Source organism: Microbacterium enclense, from assembly GCF_004022425.1.
Lineage (GTDB): Bacteria > Actinomycetota > Actinomycetes > Actinomycetales > Microbacteriaceae > Microbacterium > Microbacterium enclense_A.
In genome coordinates this window covers 1-23,307 of record NZ_RBZY01000049.1, presented here as the reverse complement: position 1 = coordinate 23,307, position 23,307 = coordinate 1, and the positions used below count along the sequence as shown (strand labels likewise).

23 protein-coding genes and 2 tRNA genes are annotated in these 23,307 nt (G+C 66.3%); 12 read left to right on the top strand and 13 right to left on the bottom strand.

All coding sequences use genetic code 11. The features are described from left to right. From D8Y23_RS12855 to D8Y23_RS12825, 7 genes are all read left to right on the top strand, one after another. Positions 1-848: carbohydrate ABC transporter permease (locus D8Y23_RS12855; RefSeq protein WP_164878235.1), on the top strand; the 848-nt coding region annotated here is incomplete at its 5' end. Further along, positions 845-1,774, top strand: a complete 930-nt coding sequence (locus D8Y23_RS12850) for a carbohydrate ABC transporter permease (protein WP_128218521.1) — start codon at positions 845-847, stop codon at positions 1,772-1,774. The genes D8Y23_RS12855 and D8Y23_RS12850, both read left to right, overlap by 4 nt. A 50-nt stretch (positions 1,775-1,824) precedes the next feature. Next, positions 1,825-5,154 carry a sugar-binding protein gene (locus D8Y23_RS12845; protein ID WP_128218520.1) on the top strand — a complete coding sequence of 1,110 codons (3,330 nt, stop codon included), beginning with the start codon at positions 1,825-1,827 and terminating at the stop codon, positions 5,152-5,154. 28 nt (positions 5,155-5,182) lie between these two features. After that, entirely contained in the window at positions 5,183-6,100 is a 918-nt protein-coding gene (locus D8Y23_RS12840) for an NAD-dependent epimerase/dehydratase family protein (protein ID WP_128218519.1), read from the top strand. A gap of 11 nt (positions 6,101-6,111) precedes the next feature. Beyond that, positions 6,112-7,011 (top strand): 5-dehydro-4-deoxyglucarate dehydratase, encoded by a 900-nt coding sequence (locus D8Y23_RS12835; protein ID WP_128218518.1) that lies wholly within the window; start codon positions 6,112-6,114, stop codon positions 7,009-7,011. Next, positions 7,008-8,096, top strand: coding sequence for a mandelate racemase/muconate lactonizing enzyme family protein (locus D8Y23_RS12830; RefSeq protein WP_240663895.1), 1,089 nt, complete (start codon positions 7,008-7,010; stop codon positions 8,094-8,096). Before D8Y23_RS12835 ends, D8Y23_RS12830 begins: the two co-directional genes overlap by 4 nt. Then, entirely contained in the window at positions 8,093-9,553 is a 1,461-nt protein-coding gene (locus D8Y23_RS12825) for an aldehyde dehydrogenase (NADP(+)) (RefSeq protein ID WP_128218517.1), read from the top strand. Before D8Y23_RS12830 ends, D8Y23_RS12825 begins: the two co-directional genes overlap by 4 nt. A gap of 232 nt (positions 9,554-9,785) precedes the next feature. On the opposite strand, the gene D8Y23_RS12820 is transcribed toward D8Y23_RS12825, so the two are convergent. Further along, entirely contained in the window at positions 9,786-10,412 is a 627-nt protein-coding gene (locus D8Y23_RS12820; RefSeq protein ID WP_128218516.1) for a helix-turn-helix domain-containing protein, read from the bottom strand. Between the two features lie 402 nt (positions 10,413-10,814). On the opposite strand from D8Y23_RS12820, the gene D8Y23_RS12815 reads away from it, so the two are divergent. After that, on the top strand, positions 10,815-11,603 hold the full coding sequence (locus tag D8Y23_RS12815; RefSeq protein WP_128218515.1) for a hypothetical protein: 789 nt from the start codon (positions 10,815-10,817) through the stop codon (positions 11,601-11,603). A 483-nt stretch (positions 11,604-12,086) separates the two neighbouring features. Here the strand turns inward: D8Y23_RS12815 and D8Y23_RS12805 are convergent, their stop codons facing one another. Together D8Y23_RS12805 and D8Y23_RS12800 are read right to left on the bottom strand one after the other, a co-directional pair. Then, the gene (locus D8Y23_RS12805) at positions 12,087-13,490 is read right to left on the bottom strand and encodes a hypothetical protein (RefSeq protein ID WP_128218514.1); all 1,404 of its coding nucleotides are present in this window, start codon (positions 13,488-13,490) and stop codon (positions 12,087-12,089) included. Continuing rightward, positions 13,487-14,068 carry a hypothetical protein gene (locus D8Y23_RS12800; protein ID WP_128218513.1) on the bottom strand — a complete coding sequence of 194 codons (582 nt, stop codon included), beginning with the start codon at positions 14,066-14,068 and terminating at the stop codon, positions 13,487-13,489. The genes D8Y23_RS12805 and D8Y23_RS12800 overlap by 4 nt, the downstream gene beginning before the upstream one ends. 140 nt (positions 14,069-14,208) lie before the next feature. Between D8Y23_RS12800 and D8Y23_RS12795 the strand changes: the two genes are divergently transcribed. Then, positions 14,209-14,682 carry a hypothetical protein gene (locus D8Y23_RS12795; RefSeq protein ID WP_128218512.1) on the top strand — a complete coding sequence of 158 codons (474 nt, stop codon included), beginning with the start codon at positions 14,209-14,211 and terminating at the stop codon, positions 14,680-14,682. 230 nt (positions 14,683-14,912) lie between these two features. After that, the gene (locus D8Y23_RS12790; protein WP_128218511.1) at positions 14,913-15,410 is read left to right on the top strand and encodes a hypothetical protein; all 498 of its coding nucleotides are present in this window, start codon (positions 14,913-14,915) and stop codon (positions 15,408-15,410) included. On the opposite strand, the gene D8Y23_RS12785 is transcribed toward D8Y23_RS12790, so the two are convergent. Next, the gene (locus D8Y23_RS12785) at positions 15,393-16,244 is read right to left on the bottom strand and encodes a hypothetical protein (RefSeq protein ID WP_128218510.1); all 852 of its coding nucleotides are present in this window, start codon (positions 16,242-16,244) and stop codon (positions 15,393-15,395) included. The genes D8Y23_RS12790 and D8Y23_RS12785 overlap by 18 nt on opposite strands. A gap of 264 nt (positions 16,245-16,508) precedes the next feature. Between D8Y23_RS12785 and D8Y23_RS12780 the strand changes: the two genes are divergently transcribed. Beyond that, positions 16,509-17,729: an AAA family ATPase gene (locus D8Y23_RS12780; RefSeq protein WP_128218509.1), complete on the top strand. Its 1,221-nt coding sequence runs from the start codon at positions 16,509-16,511 to the stop codon at positions 17,727-17,729. Positions 17,730-18,074: 345 nt separating this feature from the next. Here D8Y23_RS12780 and D8Y23_RS12775 read toward each other — a convergent pair whose 3' ends face one another. The 7 genes from D8Y23_RS12775 to D8Y23_RS12745 form a co-directional block, all read right to left on the bottom strand. Beyond that, on the bottom strand, positions 18,075-18,458 hold the full coding sequence (locus D8Y23_RS12775; RefSeq protein WP_128218508.1) for a hypothetical protein: 384 nt from the start codon (positions 18,456-18,458) through the stop codon (positions 18,075-18,077). Next, positions 18,455-19,018, bottom strand: a complete 564-nt coding sequence (locus D8Y23_RS12770; RefSeq protein ID WP_128218507.1) for a hypothetical protein — start codon at positions 19,016-19,018, stop codon at positions 18,455-18,457. The genes D8Y23_RS12775 and D8Y23_RS12770 overlap by 4 nt, the downstream gene beginning before the upstream one ends. Beyond that, on the bottom strand, positions 19,015-19,401 hold the full coding sequence (locus D8Y23_RS12765) for a hypothetical protein (RefSeq protein WP_128218506.1): 387 nt from the start codon (positions 19,399-19,401) through the stop codon (positions 19,015-19,017). Before D8Y23_RS12765 ends, D8Y23_RS12770 begins: the two co-directional genes overlap by 4 nt. Continuing rightward, a complete protein-coding gene (locus D8Y23_RS12760) occupies positions 19,398-19,727 on the bottom strand; it encodes a hypothetical protein (RefSeq protein WP_128218505.1) in 330 nt (109 codons plus the stop codon). Before D8Y23_RS12760 ends, D8Y23_RS12765 begins: the two co-directional genes overlap by 4 nt. A 33-nt stretch (positions 19,728-19,760) precedes the next feature. Beyond that, positions 19,761-19,833: transfer RNA gene (locus D8Y23_RS12755), tRNA-Arg, on the bottom strand. Between the two features lie 8 nt (positions 19,834-19,841). After that, the gene (locus D8Y23_RS17320; protein WP_128218504.1) at positions 19,842-20,099 is read right to left on the bottom strand and encodes a WhiB family transcriptional regulator; all 258 of its coding nucleotides are present in this window, start codon (positions 20,097-20,099) and stop codon (positions 19,842-19,844) included. A gap of 227 nt (positions 20,100-20,326) precedes the next feature. Then, positions 20,327-20,761, bottom strand: a complete 435-nt coding sequence (locus tag D8Y23_RS12745; RefSeq protein ID WP_128218503.1) for a hypothetical protein — start codon at positions 20,759-20,761, stop codon at positions 20,327-20,329. A gap of 92 nt (positions 20,762-20,853) precedes the next feature. On the opposite strand from D8Y23_RS12745, the gene D8Y23_RS12740 reads away from it, so the two are divergent. Continuing rightward, the gene (locus D8Y23_RS12740; protein ID WP_164878234.1) at positions 20,854-21,615 is read left to right on the top strand and encodes a tyrosine-type recombinase/integrase; all 762 of its coding nucleotides are present in this window, start codon (positions 20,854-20,856) and stop codon (positions 21,613-21,615) included. Between the two features lie 58 nt (positions 21,616-21,673). On the opposite strand, the gene D8Y23_RS12735 is transcribed toward D8Y23_RS12740, so the two are convergent. Together D8Y23_RS12735 and D8Y23_RS12730 are read right to left on the bottom strand one after the other, a co-directional pair. Beyond that, a tRNA-Ser gene (locus tag D8Y23_RS12735) sits at positions 21,674-21,765 on the bottom strand. 94 nt (positions 21,766-21,859) lie between these two features. Beyond that, positions 21,860-23,122: an LCP family protein gene (locus D8Y23_RS12730; RefSeq protein ID WP_128218501.1), complete on the bottom strand. Its 1,263-nt coding sequence runs from the start codon at positions 23,120-23,122 to the stop codon at positions 21,860-21,862. Positions 23,123-23,307 lie beyond the last annotated feature (185 nt).

Here is a 23,307-nt window from a genome sequence, read left to right as displayed (position 1 = left end):
GGATGACGCTGCTCATCGTCCTCCCGGGCGTTCTCCTGTTCGCCGTGTTCTCATGGTGGCCGATCCTGCGGGGCCTGATCATCGCGTTCCAGAAGACGAATCTCATCACGACCAGTTGGGTCGGCATCGAGAACTTCGAGCGTGTGCTGGCCGACCCGCTGCTGGGGCAAGCGCTCGGCAACACCGCCCTGTACGCCGTCCTCGCCCTCGTGATCGGATTCCCGGTGCCGCTGATTGCCGCCGTCCTCATGGCGGAGATGCGGCGAGCGCGGAAGTTCGCGAGCGTCCTCGTCTTCGTGCCCGTGATCATTCCGCCGGTCGTGTCGCTGTTGCTGTGGAAGGTGTTCTACGACCCGAGCTCGAGGGGCCTGTTCAACTCGGTCTTCGGTGTCTTCGGTATCGATCCACTCCCGTGGCTGCAGTCGCCGTCGACGGCGATGTTCTCGATCATCCTCGTCGCCACGTGGGGCACGTTCGGCTCGGCGACCATCATCTACGTCGCCACGCTGTTGTCGATCGACACACAGCTGTACGAAGCGGCCGAGATCGACGGCGCGTCGATCCTGCGGCGCCTGTGGCACATCACGCTCCCACAGATGCGTGGGACGATCCTGCTCCTGCTCCTGCTCCAGATCATCGGAACCTTCCAGGTCTTCACCGAGCCGTACCTGCTCACCGGCGGCGGCCCGAACAACAGCACGGTGACGCTGCTGATGCTCGTGTTCCGCTACGCCTTCATCTACGGCAACTTCGGACAGGCCGCCGCGCTCAGCCTCATGCTGGCGATCGCCCTCAGCGTCTTCGCCGCTCTCTACCTGTACCTCTCTCGGAAGTGGAGCCGCTCATGACGGTCGACGACACGCGCACGCTCCCCGCCGTCACCGGCGATCGGCGACGCCTCAGCGGGCGCTCCCTCGAGCGCTCGAACGTCTCCGATGCCGACCTCGGGCGCCGCGGTACTCGCATCGCCTTCCGCACGGTGATGACGCTGACGATCGCGATCCTCACGGTGATCTCGGCGGGACCGCTGCTGTGGCTGGCGAAGGCGGCGTTCTCCACGACGCAGGACATCCTCGCCCAGCCGTTCGCGCTGTGGCCCTCTGGCATCCAGTGGCAGAACATCACGGATGCCTGGACCCAGATTCGGATCGGCGAGTTCACCGTCAACTCGCTCATCGTGACCAGCGGCGAGGTGCTCGTGGCGCTGTGCGCGTCGGTGACGCTCGGGTACGTGTTGGCCGTGCAGCGGCCGCGATACGGCACCGTGCTCAACGGCGCGATCATGGCGACGCTGTTCATCCCGGGTGTGATCTCGCTCATCCCGCTCTACCTCACCGTCATCGACCTGAACCTGCTCGACACCTACTGGGCGGTCTGGCTGCCCAACGGCGTCAGCGCCTTCAACGTGCTGATCATGAAGCAGTACTTCGAGTCGATCCCCCGAGAGCTGTTCGAAGCGGCCCGGGTGGACGGCGCCGGCCCCCTTCGCACCCTCTTGTCGATCGTGCTCCCGATGTCACGTCCGATCATCGGCGTCGTCGCGCTCCTGGCGTTCTCGGCCTCGTGGAAGGACTTCCTGTGGCCGTTGCTGGCGCTGCCGAGCCCGTCACGGCAGCCGCTGTCCGTCGGACTGGCGACGGTGGCGCCCCAGGCCGATCTGGCGGTCCTCATGGCGGGCATGCTGATCGCCCTCCTGATACCGCTCACCGTGTTCCTCGTCTTCCAACGTCAGTTCCTGCAGGGTGCCGGTTCCGCCGGCGCGCTCAAGGGCTGATCCCGTCCCTCGCCAGACCACCGTCCGTCCCGCCGTCAAAGGAGACTGCTATGCCGATCGTCAGGAAACGCTCCGCCTTGTCCGCTCTCGCCGTCGCCGCCCTCACCCTGGGACTGCTGCACGCTGCAGCAGCGCCCGCGGCGGCGTCGACGGTGATCGCGGTCGAGGGAGAGAGCCCGAGCTCGTCGAACATGCTGCCCGGACCGGCCGCGCAGACCGGGGCCAGCGGAGGGTCGTCGATGCGGCTGTACACCGGGACCGCTGCGCCGACGGGCGGTTATGTGGCCTCGTACACCGTGACCGCCCCCGCGGACGGCGTGTACGCGCTCGAGGCCACGACCATCCCGATCGGTGTCGACTGGGCGTCTCCCTTCTCGTACCGCATCAACAGCGGCGCATGGCGATCGACGTCGGGCGCGAAGCAGCTCGCGGTCGTGACCTCGGAACTGCGCACCTACGCGCTGGGAACCGTCGGGCTGGTCGCGGGCACCAACACGGTGTCATTCAAGGTGGATCAGCGCCGCGCGCAGCCCAACACCAACTACACGCTGTTCCTCGATCGCTTCACTCTCACCGAGGTCCCTCTCGCGGTGACGTCGGTGCAGAGCCCGCAACGCTTCGGCGTCTTCGAGTCGGGTGAGGCGGCGAGCCTCGTGATCACCCTCAACGCCGAGGTTCCCGCGGGTGTGTCGGTGCCCTGGACGGTCACGGACTACTGGGGCGCGACCACGGCCACCGGAACCGCGACCGTGGCCGCCGGCACGACGTCGGCCACCGTTTCGCTCGGATCGAGCTTGGCCACGGGCGCGTACCACGTCCAGGCCTCCGCACCGGGCCAGACCGCCCCCACCGCGGGCGCCTTCGCGGTCCTCCCCGACCTCGCGTCGCGCCCGACCGTCGATGACAGCCCGTTCGCGGTCGACGTCTACGGCTCTAAGCTCATCGCGACGGCGGATGCCACCGCATTCGCGCACGTGCTCGAGCTGACGGGGGTCGACTGGATCCGCGACCGCACCCGCTGGAACGACACCATCAACCCCTCCCTCGGCACCGTCTCGTTCGCGTCCGAGACCCAGCCGCAGGCCTGGCTGGAGGCGGCGGATGCCGTGGGCTTGAAGACCCTCTCGTCGTATCACAGCGCCCCATCCTGGACCACGACCTCGACCCGGAAGCTGCCGCAGGATCTGCGCGCCGCGTATCAGTACGCCGTCGCCGCGGGCACCGAATACGACGGGCTCGTCGATGCGTGGCAGCTGTGGAACGAGCAGAACCGCGGGTTCGCCCTCTCCGCCGAGGGCGCCGACCGCTACGCCTCGGTCACGAAGGCGGCCGCGCTCGGCTTCCTCGACTCCGGCTCCGACGCCGAGCTCGTCGGCGGCGGCCTGGCGGGCGTCGACCCGCACTACGCGCAGTGGCAGTTCCGCAACGGCATCCTGGACTACCTCGATGCGTACGCCTACCACACGCACACGACCGGCAACGCGGCGGCCGCGACCACCGCGCATCCCGACTTCGCGTCGCAGCTGGACGCGGCGCGCCCCTACGGCGGCGACGCCAAAGAACGCTGGGTCACGGAGTCCGGCATCGCGTTGAACACCCTGGATGCCACCAGCATGCCGATCGCCGCGCAGGAGACGTTGCAGGCGCGGTACATCGTGAGTTCGGCCGCCGAGTCCCTCGCGAACGGAACCGACCGGCAGTTCTTCTTCATCGCGGCGCCCTACCGCGAGGGCCTGTCGTTCTGGAGCTCGTACCGCACACCCGACGAGCCCATGTCGGCGTTGGCGGCCCAGTCCGTGATGACGAAGGTCCTCGGTCGGGGCGACTACCTGGGGCGGGTGTCGGGGATGCCGTCCGGTGCGTCGGCGTACGCGTTCGGCACCGGATCGGGGCAGGCCGCGGTGCTGTGGGCGCCAACGCCGACGACCGTGTCCGTGCCGGTCACGGGCACCTCGGCCATCGTGACCGACGTGATGGGCGGGACCCAGACGGTGTCGGCATCCGCGTCGTCGGTCTCGGTCGAGATCGGCCCCGATCCCGTCTACGTGAGCGCCGCGGCCATAGGGGATGTCGTCGACGCGCCCGTCACCGTGACACCGGCACCGCGGGTTCAGTCGTCGGATTTCTCCGAGGCCGAGCGTGTCGTGCTCCAGCAGGTCTACACCGAGGCCGCCTCCGCCAACGCGCAGACCGACGGGTACGGCCTGTCGACGACGGCCGGCAACCCGCTCACCGTAGAGGTCTACAACTTCAACGACCACGCCGTGACCGCGGACGTGGCCGCGTCGGTGGGCGACGGGTGGCAGATCTCGGGCGGCACGCCGAGCGTGACGGTGGCCGCGGGCGACCGCGCCACGGTGTCGTTCACGGTGTCGGCGACCACCACGATCGCCGAGAGTCCGACCGACCTCTCCGTCGTGGCGACCGTCGGTGGCCAGCCCTCCTCCCCCTCGGTTGCCGAGATACGACCGCTCATCGCCGCGGTCACCACGACCCACGTCGTCGACGGATCCGACGACCGCGTGCGGGCCCGCTACACCAACACCACCGGGGCGTCTCGGCAGATCACCGGGAGCACCTGGACCATCGACGGCCTGACGCAGACCGCGTCGCACAGCATCACAGTGGCCGCCGGTGCCTCGGTGACCCTGGACTCGCCCGCTGTTGCCGCGGGAGCGGGGGCGGTCGCGTACAGCGTCGCGATCGACTTCTCCGGCGGCGGCCGCCAAACGGCCGGGGGAACCGTGTCGGCGCTGCCCCGGGGCGACGTGCCTCAGCTGGCGGAGCGGTCGATCACCGTCGATGGCGCCCTCGACGACCTGACCGACGTCCCGTCGCAGCAGCTGAGCGCGCCCGGTGCCGATCCGGCCGACATCGCCGCCACGGCGTGGTTCACCTGGGACGAGGACAACCTCTACCTCTCGGCCCGCGTGACCGACGACCTGCACGCCCAGCCCCACACCGGCAACGCGACCTGGAAGGCCGACGGCCTGCAATTCGCGGTGTCGCCGGACTGGCCCGGCGAGACGGCCCAACGGCCGGAGGTGCAGCCGCGCATGGAGTTCGGCCTCGCGCTGACGCCCGCGGGCGCGCAGCTCTACCGATTCGCCTCCCCCGGGGTCAGCGGCGCTCCGCTCACAGGAACGCCCTTCGCGGTGGTCCGCGACGAGGCGACGCACACGACGTCGTACGAGGTGGCGATCCCGTGGTCGGCTCTCGCGCCGATCGGTGTGACGCCGACGTCGGCGGCATCCCTCTCCGTCACCGCCAATGACGCCGACACCGACGGGATCCGCGGCTGGGTGTCCTGGGGCGAGGGCATCACGACGAGCAAGGACACGGCTCTGTTCCGGCCCGTGCTCATGGATGTGAGCCCGTGACGGACGACGCGCGCACGGGGATCGTGCGGTGAGCAGGATCATCGTGACCGGCGGCGCCGGACGGCTGGGGCGCGCGCTCGTCGCCGGCCTCACCGAGTCGGGGCACGAGGTGGTGTCGGTCGACCGGGTGCGCTCCGTCGCCCCCGAGTTGAGCAACGCGACGCAGGTCGCGGTCGACCTCAGCGACGCCGTCGAGACCGAGACGGCGCTCCGGCGCCTCGGTGGCGACGCGCTCGTGCATCTCGCGGCGATCGCCGTCCCCTTCAGCGCCCCCGAGGACGTCATCCTTCGCACGAACTCCGCACTGGCGATGTCGGTCCTCGGCGGCGCGGTGGCGGCAGGCATCCCCCGCATCATCGGCGCCTCCAGCCCCACGGTGATCGGGTACGGCGCTCCGACCGGATGGGTTCCCGATCGCCTGCCCATCGACGAGGACACCGAGCCGCGGCCGTGGAACGCCTACGCCCTGTCGAAGCTCGTCATCGAGCAGACCCTGCAGATGCTGCGACGCCAGACCGGGGATTCGACGCGGTACGCCGCCTTCCGTCCCTGCTACGTCATCGCACCGGAGGAATGGGCCGGCGCACCGACTCAGCAGGGGCATTCGGTCCGACAGAGACTGGACGACCCCGCCCTTTCGGCGCCGGCGCTGTTCAACTACGTCGACGCGCGCGACGTCGCACACTTCGTGGATCTGCTGATCGCGGGGATCGACGACATCCCCAACGCCGAGACCTTCTTCGTCGGCGCGGCAGACGCGCTCGCGCGCGAGCCGCTCGCCGGCCTCCTCCCCCGGTTCGTGCCCGGAAGCGACCGTGCCGCCGCAGTCCTCACCGGGACCGCACCCGCCTTCCGTACCGAGAAGGCGCGCGATCTCCTCGGGTGGGTGCCCACACGGTCGTGGCGCACCGAACTCGCCGACCACCCGACCGACCCCGACCGCTAGGAGCGGCCCGCATGCACTTCGACGGCATCCTGTTCTTCCCCGTGACCCCCTTCGACAGCGACGGTCGTGTCGCGGTCGACATCCTCCGCGCGCACGTCGCGAGCGGCCTCGCCCACTCGCCGGGCGGGGTGTTCCCCGCGTGCGGCACCGGGGAGTTCCCCGCACTCTCGTCCGACGAGGTCGCGCTGGTCGTGCGCGAGAGCGTCGCCGAGGTCGCCGGAGCCGTCCCGGTGGTCGCGGGCACCGGGGGACCGCTCGGCCACGCCCGCGAGGTCGCCCGCGCCGCCGCCGACGCCGGAGCGGACGCGTTGCTCGTCCTGCCCCCGTACCTCGCGTCGGGCCCGCAGGAGGGGCTTGTGGCGTATGTCCGGCAGGTGGCGGATGCCTCGCCCCTCCCGGTGATCGTGTACCACCGCGGCACGGCCCAATACACCGCCGACTCGGTGCGGACACTCGCCGACGACCCCCGCGTGATCGGGTTCAAGGACGGCGTCGGCGATGTGGGTCGCGCGCAGGAGATCGTCCGGGCGGTGGCCGAGACCGGACGCGACGATTTCGCGTTCTTCAACGGCCTGCTGACGGCGGAGTTGACCCAGGGCGCGTATCGCGGGATCGGCATCCCCCTGTATTCGTCCGCCGCGTTTGCGATGGCCCCCGACATCGCCGACGCGTACCACCGGTCCTACATCGAGTACGACGAGTCTCGGCGCCTCGATCTGCTCGACGGTTTCTACCGCCCTCTCGTGGCGCTCCGTGACGAGACGCCCGGCTTCGGCGTCGCGCTGATCAAGGCGGGTCTTCGCCTCCGCGGGGTCGATGTGGGGAGCGTCCGGCCGCCGCTGGTCGACCCGACCCCGGCGCAGGAGGAGCGCCTGTCGGCCATCCTCGTCGCCGGGTACGCGCTCCTGTGACGCGGATCGCCCGCCTCGAGGCGCGACTCCTGCGGGTGCCGCTGACCCGGCCGTGGGCCGCGGACGTGACATCGGTGGGAGTGATCGTGACGGAGGTGACGCTCACCGACGGTTCCGCCGGATACGGGTTCGCCTGGACCCCGCAGATCGGGGCGGAAGCCGTCGTCGCCCTGCTGCAACACGATCTCGGCCCCACAGCGATCGGCCTCGCCGCCGACCCCGAGGGGGTGTGGGCGACTCTGTGGACCCATCTGCACGAAGCCGGGTCGGGCGGGCTCACCACGATCGCCCTGGCCGGGCTCGACCTGGCACTGTGGGACGCCCGCGCGCGGGCCGAGGGTCTCGCCGTCGCCGACCTCCTCGGTCGTCGCCGCGACCGTGTCGCCGTCTACGGCAGCGGGGTGAACCTCCATTACGACCTCGACGAGCTTCTCGCCCAGGTCGACCGGTGGATCGCGCGCGGGTTCACGGCCGTGAAGATCAAGGTGGGAAAGCCCGACCTCGCCGAGGACGTCGACCGCGTCGCCGCGGTGCGCGAACGCCTCGGACCCACGCGGCGGCTGATGATCGACGCCAACCAGCGGTGGGATCTGGATCGCGCGACGGTCGCGATCGACGCCCTCGCGGCCTTCGACCCGGCGTGGGTGGAAGAGCCGCTGCGCGCCGACGACCTCGCCGGTCACGCCGAACTCGCCCGACGCACCGCGGTCCCCCTCGCCGTCGGCGAGAACCTGCACACCGCCCACCGATTCGAGGAGTACCTGCGCGCCGGCGCCGCGCGCATCGTCCAGCCCAATGTCATCCGGGTGGGCGGCATCACCCCATTCCATCGGATCGCCGCCCTGGCGATCGATCATGGGGCCACGCTGCACCCCCATCTGCTGCCGGAGCTCTCGGGGCCGCTAGCGCTGACGCTCCCCCAGGAGTGTCTAGTGGAGGACGTCGAGGATGCCGGTTTCGGGTCGCTCGGCGCGCTGCGCGACCCGTCTCCCGTCGTCATCCACGACGGGTATCTCACCCTCACCCCGCATGTCGGACTCGGTCTGCGCTTCGCGGACCCGATCGCTCACGGAGACCCCTCATGACCACGACACCGGAAGAACTCGACGCCTTCGCCGCCGCGGCCGCCGCGGCCGCACCCTTGTGGCGCGCCTCGGCGCGCGCGGACCGAGCGGGGTGGCTGCGCGCGATCGCCGCCGAGGTCGATCGTCACGTCGATGAACTCGTCACCATCGCGGCGGACGAGACCCGACTGGATCCGGGGCGACTCAGGGGCGAGGTGGCCCGCACCACCGGGCAGCTGCGCCTGTTCGCGGAGGCCGTCGAGGAGGGGGGATTTCTCGAACTCACGATCGACGACGCCGCCCCCGACGCGGTCCCACCCCGCCCCGAACTCCGACGGCTGCTCGTGGGAGTCGGGCCGGTCGCCGTCTTCGCCGCCTCCAACTTCCCGTTCGCGTTCTCGGTCGTCGGCGGCGACACCGCGTCGGCTCTCGCGGCGGGCAACCCCGTCATCGTCAAGGCCCATTCCGGACACCCGCGACTCTCAGCCCGCACGGCAGAGCTGGCGGTGCGGGCGCTGACCGACGCGGGCGCTCCCGACGGGTCGCTCGCTGTCGTCACGGGGCGCGAGGCCGGCAACGTCCTCGTCCAGCATCCCGTCGTCCGTGCGGCGGGCTTCACGGGATCGTTGTCGGGCGGGCGGGCGTTGTTCGACCTGGCATCCGGCCGTCCCGATCCGATCCCGTTCTACGGAGAACTCGGCAGCGTGAACCCCGTCGTCGTGACCGCCGCCGCCGTCGCCGTACGAGGCGAGGAGCTCGCGGGCGGACTCGCGGCGTCGTTCACGCAGGGGTCGGGGCAGTTCTGCACCAAGCCCGGCGTGGTGTTCGTGCCCGCCGGTGCGGGCTTCGAGGACATGGTGGCGGCTCGGGCCGGAGCCACCATCGGAGGACCGCTGCTGACGGAGCGGATCACTCGCGCGTACCCCGAAGGGATCGTCCACCTCCTCGCCGACCCGTCGGTCGAGCTGCTCGCCACAGGCACGGCGGTGGACGGCGGAGCCCGCCCCCACGTGCTGACGACGGATGCCACGGCTGTCGCGGCCCGCGCCGATGTGCTGCTCGAGGAGTGCTTCGGACCGGTCACCCTGCTGGTCCGCTACCGCGACGACGCGGAGCTTCACCGAGCCCTGGCCGCGGTACCCGGGAGCCTCACCGCGACGCTGCACGCCGAGGACACCGACGACGTCGATACCCTGCTCGCGCTCCTTCAGGAACGCGCCGGACGGGTGCTCTTCCAGGGGTGGCCGACCGGGGTCGCGGTCACGTGGTCGCAGCAGCACGGCGGCCCCTGGCCGGCCACCACGTCGTTGCACACCTCGGTCGGAGTGACGGCGATCCGCCGGTTCCTGCGTCCGCTGACGTTCCAGGACGCCCCGGGTCGTCTACTCCCGGACGATCTCCGCAACGAAGCCCTGGCGACGCTGCCGCACCGACGCAACGGCATCCTCGTCGTCCCGGTCGACCACGGCGATCGATGAGCCGTCGCCGCCGCTCGCGCCGCGGCCCGGGCTGAGGCCCTACGGGACCCGGGAGACGACGAAAGCCCTGGCGAACCGGGGCTTTTCGTGCGGAGACGGAGGGATTTGAACCCTCGCATGCCTCCCGAAGCCTCAGCGATGTAGCCCCAGACCTGCATCATTACGCAAATCTTCAATCACCGAACGCTCCCCCGAATTGAGTCGAAGTGCGGCAGTTGTTGCCAGTTTGTTGTCAGATCACGCGGCGCCGTGCTCTCGAGCGTCGCGACTGCTGCCAGCTTCCGGGAACGATCTGCTCCACAGCGGGCCTCGGTTTGGCGAGTGCCGCTTTGACGGCGTCCAGGTCGTACCGGTATCGGTTGCCCAGGGCAATGGACGGGATCTCGTTCGCACGCGTGAGCCGGTAGATCAACTCCATGGAGCAGTTCATGGCGGTGGCTAGCTCGTTTGCGTTCAGCAGCGCGCGGTCTGCTCCCGGCACTTCCACGCACCTGGTTGCCGCAGCAGCAGGTTCGATCAGACCGGGCACCTTGCCGACAGGCTCATGGCGCCCTCCGATGGGCACGCGCGGGGTTCCACGAAGCTTGTCCTCGAGTTCGCGATACACAACCGACTCGTCCCGTCGGGCGTACAACCCGCGGTCGCGTGTGATGTCCGCGACCACCTCGGAGGGAATGCAGTACCAGCGGCTCGCGAGCTTGAACGCTGGCACCCGCCCCGTCCTCGCCCACAGCCAGAAGGTGCCCTGTTTAACCCCCAGCGCGCCGGCTAGCTCGTCTACGCGCATCGGCTGATTCTCGCGACCCGCAGCCCATCCCTCGAACGGATCCCACGGTGTTTCGGTTTGCTCAGCGACCATGCCGACAACCGTTGCCTAACGCGGTTCGAGGTTCAAGAGTTCATATACGCAGATGGGTACGGCAGGCCACGGAGTGGCCGGCTTCCGGCGGGTGACGTGGCGGGTGATGCAACCTGCGCCGACCGGGACACGGTGACAAGCTCGGGTAATGAGTTCGTCGCGATCTGATCTCCTCATCGGCACGTTGTTCATGTTCCCGCGATACTGACAGTGACGCACTTCCAACCCGTTTGGTGGTCTCTCGTTTCCGTTGTGACCACCACCTCGGCGGCGGCATACTATGTTCTCCGCGCGTGGTTCACGGGTCAAAAGAGAACGCGAGGAAGTCGCGGCGCTGACTCTCGAGCACGAATGCCTCGCGATACGTGAGACTGCGCCTTGTGAGCGGTATCGTCCGGACCTATGGATCTGGTGGACGAATCGTTGCATCGAACCCTCACCTACATCGACGTGGTGACGAAGCACGGCGCGACGGTCAGCCGCGCACAACTCGAGATTTTCGCGTCACAGCCGGTTCCCGCCCCGCGCACGACTCGTTCCCTCAACCTCTCCGAGCTGATGAGGAGCCACGCCCGCGGGTATGAGCAGGAGGTCACACCCGCCGAAGACTCCGTAGCCTTCTTATTCCGGGTGGGCTGGGTTCGGGACAGGGAAGGGGGAGTGCGCTTGACCGAGCTTGGTCGAGCAGTACTCAGTCATGCCGACCGGCCGCCTCTAGCCGACAGTGAGGACGCGCCGATAACAGTAACGATCGACCCGGCGGACCCGCTTGCGTACGCGCGCCTATTCGATCTTCTGTCCAGCCACGGCAACGGGCTGCTCGTGGACAGGTACCTCAAGTTCGACGGGCTTGCGGACTTGACCTCGATCTCGGCGGTCAACCGGGTACTCACCAGCAACGACGATGCGCGCAATCGACTGTCCCTCTTCGCGCGGGCGGTTGGCGCATCGAGCGCCGAGCTTGAAATTCGCACCGTGCCGGCGACCGACCTTCACGATCGCTTCTTCATCCCGGACGATGGCCCGGTATACATCTTGGGGTCGAGCTTGAATTCGATAGCCAAACGCCCGGGCGTCGTAACGCCGATCGCTGACGCTGCGGCCTCCGCAGCCCTCCGTGGCGCGTATGCCGACATCTGGGGTCGAGCGGCGGTCATCCCTGAAGCCACGCCATCCGAGCTAGAGGTTTAGTGCTCGGCCCTCCTGGTTGAGTTCATTAACCGCGCCAGCCCACACCCAGCATCGATGCTCCGTCTCTCCGACGTGGAAGACGATCCCCAGGGCGTCGGGCGTCCAGCGCGCTGCTACGGCGTCTACGCGCACAGGCACAGCGCCGAACCGAACCCACGCTCTCAGCTTGCGCCTTGGCTTCGGATCGATCGTCAACGGCACCTCGTCCAACCGCAGCTCACCTGGCGTGAGCCACTGCAGCTAACCACCCCGCGCGATCGCCTCGAGTGCCCGATCGTTCATGCGCCGATCCACGGCATCGGCGTAGCGTCTGTTCGTTCCCACCCTGGCTGGGAATCCCTTCTCCGGCCGAGATGAATTGAGCCGCCAGCGGCCCTCTCACGCACTTTACGACTAACCGCCGACACACGCGGGGTGGCCAATGGCGAGCAGCCCCAGTCCGGCGGCCCGCTCTATCACTAGCCCTAGCGGTGGCGGCGCTTGTCAGCTGCGAGGGGAGCCGCCCTGATCGACTTCCTCAACGTGGTTGGGGTCTTGCTCGTGACCGAGAAGGCCCAATGCCGTTCTGGCCAGATCGGACAGCCGCACGGGGGCCGGCGCCACTATCAAGCCGCCAGCAAAATCGACATCGGCATTATGGCGTTCAACGTGTCCGTCTTCGTCCGCGGCATCGCGAAGCGCCACTTCAACCCGATCAACAAAATACCTGTCGCTCACCGACTCCGTGAGACGAGCGACATCGTTGAGCACGTCGCTACTCTCCCGAGCATCCACGCGGACTGCTCGCTCAACGCCGGAAATCGAGACGGATCGAACGGAATAGTCAGAGAGTCTCGAAGCGAGGCCAGTCCAGCGAGGGACTACAGAACCTGGGCGAGCCTTCAACCGGTAGCCTGAGTTGCTAACCCGCACAAGCACGCTGCCGCGTGCGAGACCAAACGTACCTCCGTCGACCCTCCAGCCCGACTGAGCTTCAGCGGGGTCGCCCGTCGCACTCACGTTCAGTCCAAGATAGGCGCGACGAGCCGTCCACCGGTCGATGTTGGCTTCGAAGAGCGGCGAGAGATCCAGCCCCTGCAGTTCGGTGGTCAATTCTTCCAACTGCTCGAATTCAAACAGCGACCCCAAATCAGACCAGAATCGCGAATCTACTGACAGGGTCCCCCGGCGAAGCACCCAAGGCAGGACGTTTCGGATTTCCTCGGTTGACATGGCCCCTCGGACCATCAATGCCTCGGCATCCACCCGATCTGGATCGAGTGCCCACTCGACGAGTTGCGCGGTGCGCTCCATTCTCGCTACCGCGTCCTCGGAGAATGACTCGCGGATGAGAGTAGTCAGCGGCACCGCGCCGTCTACGCCAGCGGAGATCAGCCTCTCTGCCACAGGTTCGTCTACCAAGCCCCTGCCGCCTCGCATGAAGTTGGACCGGACACTGGAGCTGATAGGCGTGTCGTCCATGTCGGCGGAGGCTATTTCGTCGAACGCGTGGGCGTCCGTCAGCATCGCATACGTCGAGTTTCGCGCAACCCGAGCCACGTCTTCATTCGTCATCGCGAAGCCCGGTTCATCGACGACCTGGGTGTCAGAAATGGACAGGAAGATCGGGTCGCCTCGGCGGATCCTCGCTGGTTCGTCTGCCGCCACGATCGAAGCATAAGATGAGCGCAGGAAGACATCACGGCTCAGAATTGACCCGCCGCGGCGCCGCCAGGACAACTTGAAGTCTGGGATGGCGCTGTGATTGAAATACAGAGTGTCTTCAATCTGCGCACCGGGCTCAAGCTCTTCTAGGTGCATCCGAAAGAGCTGCTTGACGTGTTCCGCGTAATCCTCGCGAACGTACTGGGCTCGCACCTCCCGCAAAGCAGTTGCCAACTGAGTCACAGTGTCTTCACCTTTCGAACAAGATGCGGGCGGATGGTCTCGAGTTCTTCTCGAGTGAGGGACAGAGCTTCCTGCTTTGGATTGAAAACCAAGACTGTTACGCGGCTGGCGACGTCGTGGGCTAGAGACTCGTTGAGCGGCACATCCGCACCACCTTTGTACCCCGGATGCTCATCAACCGCTTCTTTCAGATGCTCGTATGTTTCGAAGCGTGACCAGTTTTCGAGGTTGAACGGATGGAATGTAACCCAAAGGTATTGCGACTCGCGAGTCGTGTTGAAGGTTTCTAGTTCTTTTGCCGTGTGCCCGTAAGCGATAGCAAGAAACTTCTTAAACTCCTTGTACTGACCCCCGGGAGTAGTGTACCTCTTGCACTCCACGATTACCGGAGCTTTCTTTCCAACGAGCATGTGTCCGACAAGGTCGAATTGCTTTCGCTTATCACCCACTGTCATAACCGTGCAATCAATCTTGTTGTTGTAAGCATCGAAGGGCAGCTCCATATAGGTAGTCGCCTCCAACCATCGCTTGAGCGTCGCGGCCCCCTCGCGGCCAATCTCTTGATAGTCCTCCGGCATGGGCACAGCATAGTGGCGCGCGAACCGCACCCGGGAGGACGGCTCGCGCGCCCGGTGACGCGACCTGCACATCCTCTTCGAGGGCACTGCCCCCTTCTCGCTCGCCACCGTCCCTCGGGTATTCCCTCTAGCCTCAAGTTGTGCTCATCGAAACCCTCGGCAACCAGGCTCCCGACATATGGGGAGAGATTGTTCCTGCCTACCTCGGCGGCGTCGGCGGCGTCCTCGCAGGTGGCGTGGCGGCGTGGGCCCTCGTACGAGACATCAGCACGAGGCGAGGTCTAGCCGAAGTTGCCAAGGCTGCCAATGACCTCGAATCGCCAAGCCGTAATGCCGCCATCATCGCGGCCGGCGACGACTTTGAATTCCTCAACTTTGCCCGGACCAGCATGTTTCGCAACGCATCCGCTAGCGGGATCACAGTGCAAGGCATCCGAGACCTCACCCCTGGAGTGCGGTTCACCGCCGAGAAACCTCTCCCTACCGTACTGAAGCCCAGACAGGGAGTTTCGATCCGAGTAAAGAGAAGCGTTGGCGCGGCTGCCGTCGGCACGCTTGAGGTCACCTGGACAGATCCACAAGGCGAGACCCTGAAATCGGAGTTCTTTGCCTGAGTTGAAACCACGTGTCGCGGTCGCACCGCTGGTCTGGTTGCCCGTCCGAACGCGCGGGAGATTCGTCGCCGGTCTCGATACGGCTACGACCAATCCATCGCTGTTGGTGGCTCAATGTATTGTGCGGCCATGAAAGCAACCGCACTCATCCCGTCGCACAAGAAGCTCCTGCTTGACGGCGAGCGACTGTACTCCGCATCCACATCTCTTCGTGACCGGTTGAGCCGGCAATGAGCGCCAGCGACTACATAGCTCTCGCTGCTTTAATCGCCGCTGTGGGAACCGCCATTGTCGGAGTCGTCACTGGGATCGTGGACAGGCGAAGCGCCCGTCGAATCGCCGAGGAGGATCGTCGAACGCAGATCGATCTCGCACGTCAAGACCGAACTCAGGCCCGGCTAGCCACCGAACTGGAGTACGCGATCCGACTGAGCACCAACCGGAACATGGGCGGCTCGACTGACCCTGCGGAGACGAAACGGCTAGGTGCGGAGGCTATGGCGCTCGCTCTCGTCGTCGGACGTCGATGGGTACCCGAGCAGTATGACTATTTGACGGAGGGGAAGTCCATCGAACAGTTACGTGCGACGTTCGACAACCCCGAGAGCCCCGAGTGGGTGAAATGGCGAAACGAGGCAGCCGCCGGTGTCCTAGCGATCGTGGAAGAGATGCATTCCAACTCCGAGGCGCCGAACGGAGACGAGGTTGGATCACACTGGTCGCCATGAATGGTCGTGCGTGGCGCACTGCATATAGCGCGCGTCCAGCCTCCCGATCAGACTCACACAGCTCGCGGACACGCTTGCAATGAGCCGCAGGCTAGGGGTTATCTCAAACGTAGCGATGCCCTCCTCGAACTGTCCGACCTGGCGGATGTCGCTCAAGGACCGGATGACGGTCTCGCTTCCGTGGATAAAGGCACTGCTGATCCTCCATGCCACGAGCGGCGACGTAACGGCATAGCGGCGACGATCCAGCGGATCCTTCTCAGAGATCGACTTGAGGATGTCCGTATACGCCGGGGGTGACCCCAGCGAGCGTTGACGGAGCGGACCGACAGTGTTTTTCAATTCGACTAGTCGATTTACGATGCGATCGTGACGACGACGGGCGCCCTCAACGGCCGCTCGGTCAGCCACCAGCTCTATGAACTTCAGAGCTTCGACCTCGTGCAGGTAACTGCGTTGGAGAGCGCGAAGCACTCGCGCGGGCTTCGTTACCGGATCGATGAGCCACAGACCGACCGCTGCTGACTCGATCGCGGCACGAACCAGCGAGTAGCCACTGTAGGGGTACACTTTGACGTGTTCCTTCTCCCGTGCGTCGAACATCAGCGAGAACAACCGCGCCATGTTGTCGACCGCTCGTGCCCGCTGTCCCAGCACCATCGCGTCAATCGGCTCACGGGCAGTGTTCACGCGCTCTAGTCGCAACACAGACCCGACGGACGGCTCAGGAAGATCGGGCGCCAGCGCAGAGAGGCTAGATCGCGCCTCTGCCAACACCCGGATCGCCTGTTGCTCTTCCTCAGCCGTCTCCTGGCGGTCGTGACTTCCCAGCATGCCCGGAGTCTAGAGAACTGGCCACCCACCCCCGAATCTTCGGCCCCCGGACGCTATAAGGAGCGCACGATCGTTCATCCGCCGATCGACGGCGTCCGCGTAGCGTCTATTCGTTCCCACCCAGCCGGGTATCCCTTCTCCGGCCGAGTCGGTGCGGAGTCTCTAGGCCTCCGAGACCTGACGGTACAAGTAGGCTCAGACGTTGCAGCGTCGTAGCCGATACTTATAGTTGCGGTACCCTAACTTGTAGTAGATCATGGGCGAATGACGCCGAATCAGGATGCAAAGCTCGGGAAGATCGCCCGATTGAACGAGGTGTTCACCCCATCCACGCCCATCAGCAAGCGAGCTGCATTCGCTGGGCGCTTCGAACAGATCATGCAGATTACCGGGGCCGTCTCGCAGCCCGGGCGTCACATCGTCCTCTATGGCGAACGCGGAGTTGGGAAGACTTCACTCGCGAACATTCTTTCCGAGCTGCTCATCCCGACGGAGAGCAGCTTCCGGGAGTACGCCGTGCGTATCAATTGCAGTGTGGACGACAAATTCAGCTCCGTGTGGACGCGCATCTTCACTGAACTTGGGCTTGAGGTGCCCACCGAATGGGCCTACGGGTCACCCTCTCCGGACGAGATCCGTCAACGCCTCGCTCAGGTGGAGCCACCCATGGTGATCGTGATCGACGAGTACGACCGCCTGGACGACGATTCCGCTCTATCCCTCATGGCCGACACCATCAAGTCCCTCTCGGACCACACGGTGCGAACCAAGCTCGTTCTGGTTGGCGTCTCGGACTCGATCGAGCAACTGATCGGCGAACACGAGTCTGTTCGTCGCGCGCTTGAAGAGGTCAACATGCCGCGGATGGCACGCAGGGAGATCGCGGAACTCATCATCGATGGTTTCCGAGAAGTGCAGATGGTGATTGAAGATAACGCGCTCGGCCGAATCGCACGTCTGGCCGAGGGGCTTCCGACCTATGCCCACGCTCTGTCCCTGAGAGCAGGAACGCTCGCCATACAAGACGACGAAGACCACATCAACCTCGGGCACGTCGAGCGTGCGGCTCAAGCGCTCGTAGCGAGTCCTCATTCCTCTAAATCGGCCTACCTCACCGCTACTCAGTCACCTCGCCCTGAGAACCTGTTTGCACAGGTCCTTGCAGCCTGTGCACTCGCGGAGAAGGATGAACTTGGGTACTTCACACCCGCTTCCATGAAGGAGCCGCTGTCGGCCATCATGGGGCGCACCTACGACATACCGGCTTTCTCCAGACACCTGTCCGAGTTCATCAGCGATGCCCGCGGCCCCGTCCTGCAGCGAAAGGGCGAGCCCCGGAAGTACCGCTACCGGTTCCGCGATCCCCTCATGCAACCATTCGCGATCATGGCAGCTCTATCGCAGCAGCTCATCCCCGCGGCCTACCAGCAGAGCCTTTTCCGACTAGATGAAGACGTTGACTGGAATCAGCTGATCGATTCCTAACAGAACCGTGAACTGCACCCGGCGCCCCGCCCCTCCCCGTACACCAATTTTCGCTCCCTAGGCCTTGCGATTGTTTCACACAGAGAGTTTGAGATCGGGGCCTCTGAACGGTCGTATGACCATGTATCGGCGTCCCTGATAGCGCCTGCACTCGATGCGTACGAGTCCGCGGAGGGCGAGCGTGTGGGCTGCGCGCCGCGTATTTCCGCCGAATTGGTAGGCGAGGATCTGCGCGCCGGCTCCCTGCTCAGTGAGGGTCTCGAGGATCCCGCGTTGGATCACGCCTAGTCCTCTGCTCATGCTCTGGGTCCTGTCTAAGTGAGGCGGGGCAGGCCGGAATCGACATCAGCTCATCGTCGCGTTTAGCCGGGCGTGGAATGCGTCGCGGTACGTCTGGTCGCGCCACGGCCACAGGGCCGTCTCACCGACCGGGACAGTCCGGAGGTATCCATCCTCACGGATCATGAGGGCGTCAATGTCAGACGCGCTCTCCGTCGGCGTGAGATTGCCGTGCGGGTGCGGCATGGTGGGGTCGGACTCGCTGACACACCGGTACTGTCGTGCCTCCGGCGGTTGCCCATCTTCGCGGGTGATCTCGAGCCGCCACGTCGGCCACGAGCCCTCAATCACGCGGAGGTTCGGTGCGGCCGTCGTCGTAGGCATGTCGGCGAGGTCAATGTCGGCGACCATCGGGGCGCCGCGGTACTCGAACTCGTATCGCTCGGTCACGCAGCACCTCCTTGCGATCGGATCCAGTAGTTGAACGCGCCCATCATCTGCGCGCCGATGTTGTTCTTGAAGTTCGTCAGCCCCTGCAGGTCGGCGATGTAGCTCGCCCGAGCCGGATACTCGGCCGCGTACGCGCCGGTCACGTCGGCCCAGCCCTGGTCGAACGCGCGGCCGAGGAGGGCCTGCGCCATGCCTTCGTCCTGGTTGAGCAGGGCTCGCTGCATCGCCGCCAGGGCGGGGCGCTGCTCGGTGATGCGGTCGGCGCGTTCCTGCGCGTCACGGAACGTGATGACCGCCTCCGGAGACGAACCGGCGGTGCCGTAGATCTGGCGCTGCAGAACTCGGATCTGGTCATCTACGATCTGCTGTTCGCGGGCTGCGAGGTCATCGAGCTGCGCTTTCGTGGTTTCCGTGATTCGCGCGATCTCTTCTCGCTTGGCGAGGTCGGACAGCCGCGGGTCTTCCTTCGTCGCCCTCATCCGGGCACGAGCGTCGCCCGAGATACGGAGTGCGGCGGCGCGGTTTGCTTCGATCTTGTCGTCAACGGCCTGCAGGCTCATGGCGTTCTCCTTCTGCTGGTGATGTAGTTGGCTGCGTCTGCAGCAGCGATGATCCATTCACGCGCCGGCTTGGTCGCGGTGAGTTCTCCGATCGCGATGTCCTTCCGAATGGTCCGTTCGGCCCGGCCTGTGGCCTTCGCGAGTTGTCGGATCGTCCAGTAGCTACGTTCCTCGGATGCCGCCAAATGCCGCGCCTCAAGACCGTTTGCGGCATGACCGGTGGGACTGAGCCGGACCTGGTGCATGCGCACCAGTAGCCGGTAGAGCGGGTCGTCTGCGAGGCGGTGACGAACCCGTAGCGCCTCGAGGCCGGCGGAGCGCCACAGCATGTCGACGTCGGCCGCGGTCATGACGATGACCGGTCCAGGGGATGCGTAACTCATTCGTCGCTCCATCCGACGTTGCGGCGGAGCGTAGGCATGAAGACAAGTCCTCGTCCAGCGGAGAGTGAGTTGTAGAACCGGACGAGTGATGTGAGCCCGTCACGAAGTTCCACAATCGTGTCCGCGTCGATTGGATTCGTCACCGCTGCCGGATCTATATGAGCGGTCATATCGCGGGACCGTTCATCGCCGTCGACGAGCGTCAATCGCCCGCTCACGATGTGGTTCACGGCGAAGTCCTCGAAGTGGCGGTCACGGTCGTCCGGGTCGGTGTGCTCGTTCTGGCACCAGCGGTAGGCGCAGCGGGGCGCTTCCTTATCGGCCATGCTGTGTCCTTTCCTTCGGGTAGGGGTGTTGCGTCCTCCCGGCAGGATTTGAACCTGCGCGCGCCCGGGTAGAAACCGGTTGCTCTGTCCACTGAGCTACGGGAGGGTGAGGGGTCATGGTGTGCGGGGTGTCCTCGGCGAGTACGTGCGTCCTCCCCAGACGCCCGCGGGTGGTCGGGCGGCATCCGCGTAGGCGACGCACGCGGGCTTCACCGGGCAGTGGGAGCAGTAAGCGAACCCGAGCTGTGTTGATTCGTTCGGTGCGAGGTCTTTGATGTCGGCTGTGAACCTGTCGATTCCGAGGCAGGGAACCTTGGGAGTCTCTTGGAGGGCGGTAGCGAGGTCGCGGTAAAGGTCGTCTGCGCGGGTCATCCGGTCACCTCGCGCTCATAGATCGGGGCCGTGATGTCTCGCGCGTCGGGACGGAGGGACGCATAGTAGGCGGCGCGTTCTCTGGCGAATGCGGCGGGGTCATCCCATGCTCGGGAGAGAGCGTCAAAGTTGGCGGGCTTCGGGGCGGGAATCTTGCTCATGCGGTCACATTCCTTCCGGGTTGGTTGGCTGCGGGTTGTAGTCGGGATTTCTCGCTCAGGTGCCAGTCACATACGGCGTCGGGGGATCACGTTTGCCAGTCGCGTTTTCAGGACGGCGGTCGGGTTTCGCGCGCCCTGGAATCCTTGGCCCGCGATGAACTTGATTTCTCGGTATCCCTCCCACGGGTCGCCGTTTCCGATCCGGTAGGCCTCGACCAGTAGTTCGTCTACGGAGATTTGGAATCGGTTGTCTTCGATCAACTCGGCAAGGGCATTGATCGCGTTGGGTTCGTGCTCGTGCGGTTCGGGGTGCTCGTCGGCTTCGTCGTCATCGAATTGGTAGCGCTTCCGCCGCGGCGCGTAACGCGTTACGTCACGCGGAACGTAGGCGGAGGCTGAAGAAGATTCAGAATGAATGCCTCCGCCTACGTCACGCGTTACGTCACGCGTCTTCTGTCGCTCTCTGAACGCCGCTTGACGCTGCTCATGCCGTCGTCGCACGCGCCGCTCCGGGCGTCGTGGGCCAACTATGTGGAGCCGGTCTGGGGGCCGCGCGCGATCGCCGGCATCCGCCATTCCGAGGTCAGACGTGGGTGGCCGGCATCGGAAAGAGCCCCACCGTCGTCGCCCGGGCTTACGGGATCCTCGCCGGGATCCTCGACGTCGCGGAGAAGGACCGTCGCATCCTCGCCAACCCGGCGCGTGGCGTGCGGCTCCCCCGCAAGGCCACGGAGCGCGCGCGCCGGTACCTCACGCACGACGAGCTGTGGGCCGTCGCCGAGGCATCCGGACGGCCAGCGCTCGTGCTGACGCTCGGGTACTGCGGGCTCCGGTGGGGCGAGTTGGTCGCCCTGCGCGTCCAGGACGTGAACTTCCTCCGGCGCCGGATCTCCGTCACACGGAACGTCGTCGAGGTGCACGGCGAGTTCCACCCCGGTACCCCGAAGACGCACGAGTCCCGCCAGGTGCCGGTGCCCGCTGCCGTGCTGCAGCAGATCGCCGCGGCCGTCGAGGGGAAGCCCCCGGAAGCGCTGATCTTCGACGACGGGCGCGGCGGCTACATGCGCCGCACGCGTGCCTCCTCCGGGTCCCGGTCGTGGTGGGTGTCGGCGCTGGCCACAGCGGGCGTGGAACCGCTCGTGCTGCACGATCTGCGCCACACTGCGGCATCCCTCGCCGTGTCGGCCGGAGCGAACGTGAAGGCCATCCAACGAATGCTGGGGCATGCCTCCGCGGCCATGACGCTGGATGTCTACGCGGACCTGTTCGACGACGACCTCGAGGCCCTCACGACACGCCTGGATGAGGCGATCGGCGCCCGAGTTGTTGCCACCTCGTTGCCACGGGAGGCATGACCGCAACGAGAAACGCCCCCGGTTCCGCGTGATTCCGCGGTTCCGAGGGCGTTGAGTCTGGCGGAGACGGAGGGATTTGAACCCTCGGTCCCCTTACGGGGACTCCACCTTAGCAGGGTGGTGCACTAGGCCTGACTATGCGACGTCTCCAGGTGATCGACGCCGAGACGCGAGCACACCGCACCATACTAACGGGTCGAGGCGTGGCATCCGAATCCGGAAATCGGGATGCCAGACCCCGCGGTCAGCGGACGTTGCCGTTCGAGCAGGTGGCCTGGGCGGCGGTCTGACCGGCGATCTCGGACGGCAGGGTGATGACGTCCGAGGACGGCTCGGGGGTCGGCGTAGCACCGTCGACCAGAGCAGCGGACTCGGTGGGCGCCGGCGTGGCGCTCTCGTCGACCACGACGCCGTCGCCGTCGCTGAGCTCGCCCGACAGCTGGATCGGCTGGTTCGCGGCGAGCGCCGACCACAGGGCCTCGGCGGCCTCCTCGTCGGGCACGACGCGGTTCGAGTCGTCCGGGTCGGTGTAGGTGGGGTACTGCACGAACACGATCTCGTCGAACGGCACGTCCTTCACCGCCATCGCGATCTGCACGAGCGTCAAGGGATTGGTGAGGGACGTGGACGGGTCGACGTTGCGGAGCGCCGTCGACGCGAGCTTGTAGAGCGTCGCGCCGTTCGAGAGCACCTCTTCGCTCTTCAGCTTCGTCGCCAGGCGCGACATGTACTGCTGCTGGTTCGAGATCCGACCCAGGTCGCCGCCGTCGCCGACCCCGTGGCGCGTGCGCAGGAACTGCAGCGCGTCGAGGCCCTTGATGGTGCGCATGCCGGCGGGCCAGTCGATGCCCGTGTACGGGTCCTTGATGCCGTTGGCGATGCAGACGTCGACACCCCCGATGGCATCCGTGATGTTGATGACACCGCCGAAGCTCACCTTGGCCGCGAACGGGATCTGCTGACCACTCAGGTCGGAGATCGTCTCAACGACGCAGCCCAGACCACCGTACATGTAGGCGCTGTTGATCTGCTGCTTCGACAACGCCTCGGTCGTGTTGCCCTGGGCGTCGGTGCACGACGGAATCGGCACCATCAGGTCGCGAGGGAACGAGATGACCGTGACTCGACGCGGGGCGTCGGAGATGTGGACGAGCATGTTGACGTCGTTGAGGTTGCCCTCCGAATCCGCCCCACTGCAGCGGTCCCCGAAGTACTGCGCGAAGTCGGGCTCGCACTCGTCCGTACCCGAGAGGAGCAGATTCACGCCGCCTTGGAGCTCACCGAGATCGGGCGGGACGGCGGCCTGGTTCGGCAAATCGACCGCGTCGGCCGTGAAGCTCGACGACAGGTCGTACACGGCGTAGGCGACGACACCGGCGCCGGCGACGAGGGCGACGGCCATCGCAACGGCCAGCGCTCGGAACAGCTGCCCGAGGGGGCCCAGGGTACGGAGACGTCCGTGACGGGCGATGGTCGTACGCCCGCGCGGGGTCTTCGTCGTACTCACTCGGGTCCTCTCGGGCATGCCGCGAGGCGGCACATCGCGACCCCGCCCTCGCGTGGTCAGGCATGAGTTTAGGGAACAACGCCTGAAAACCCCGTGAACCACCGATGTGGCGCCTGAGGATCTGCGCGGCGCGCGGAGCCTCCGGCGGCGTGGGCCACCTCCGTTCGACTCCCGCTCAGCCGGTC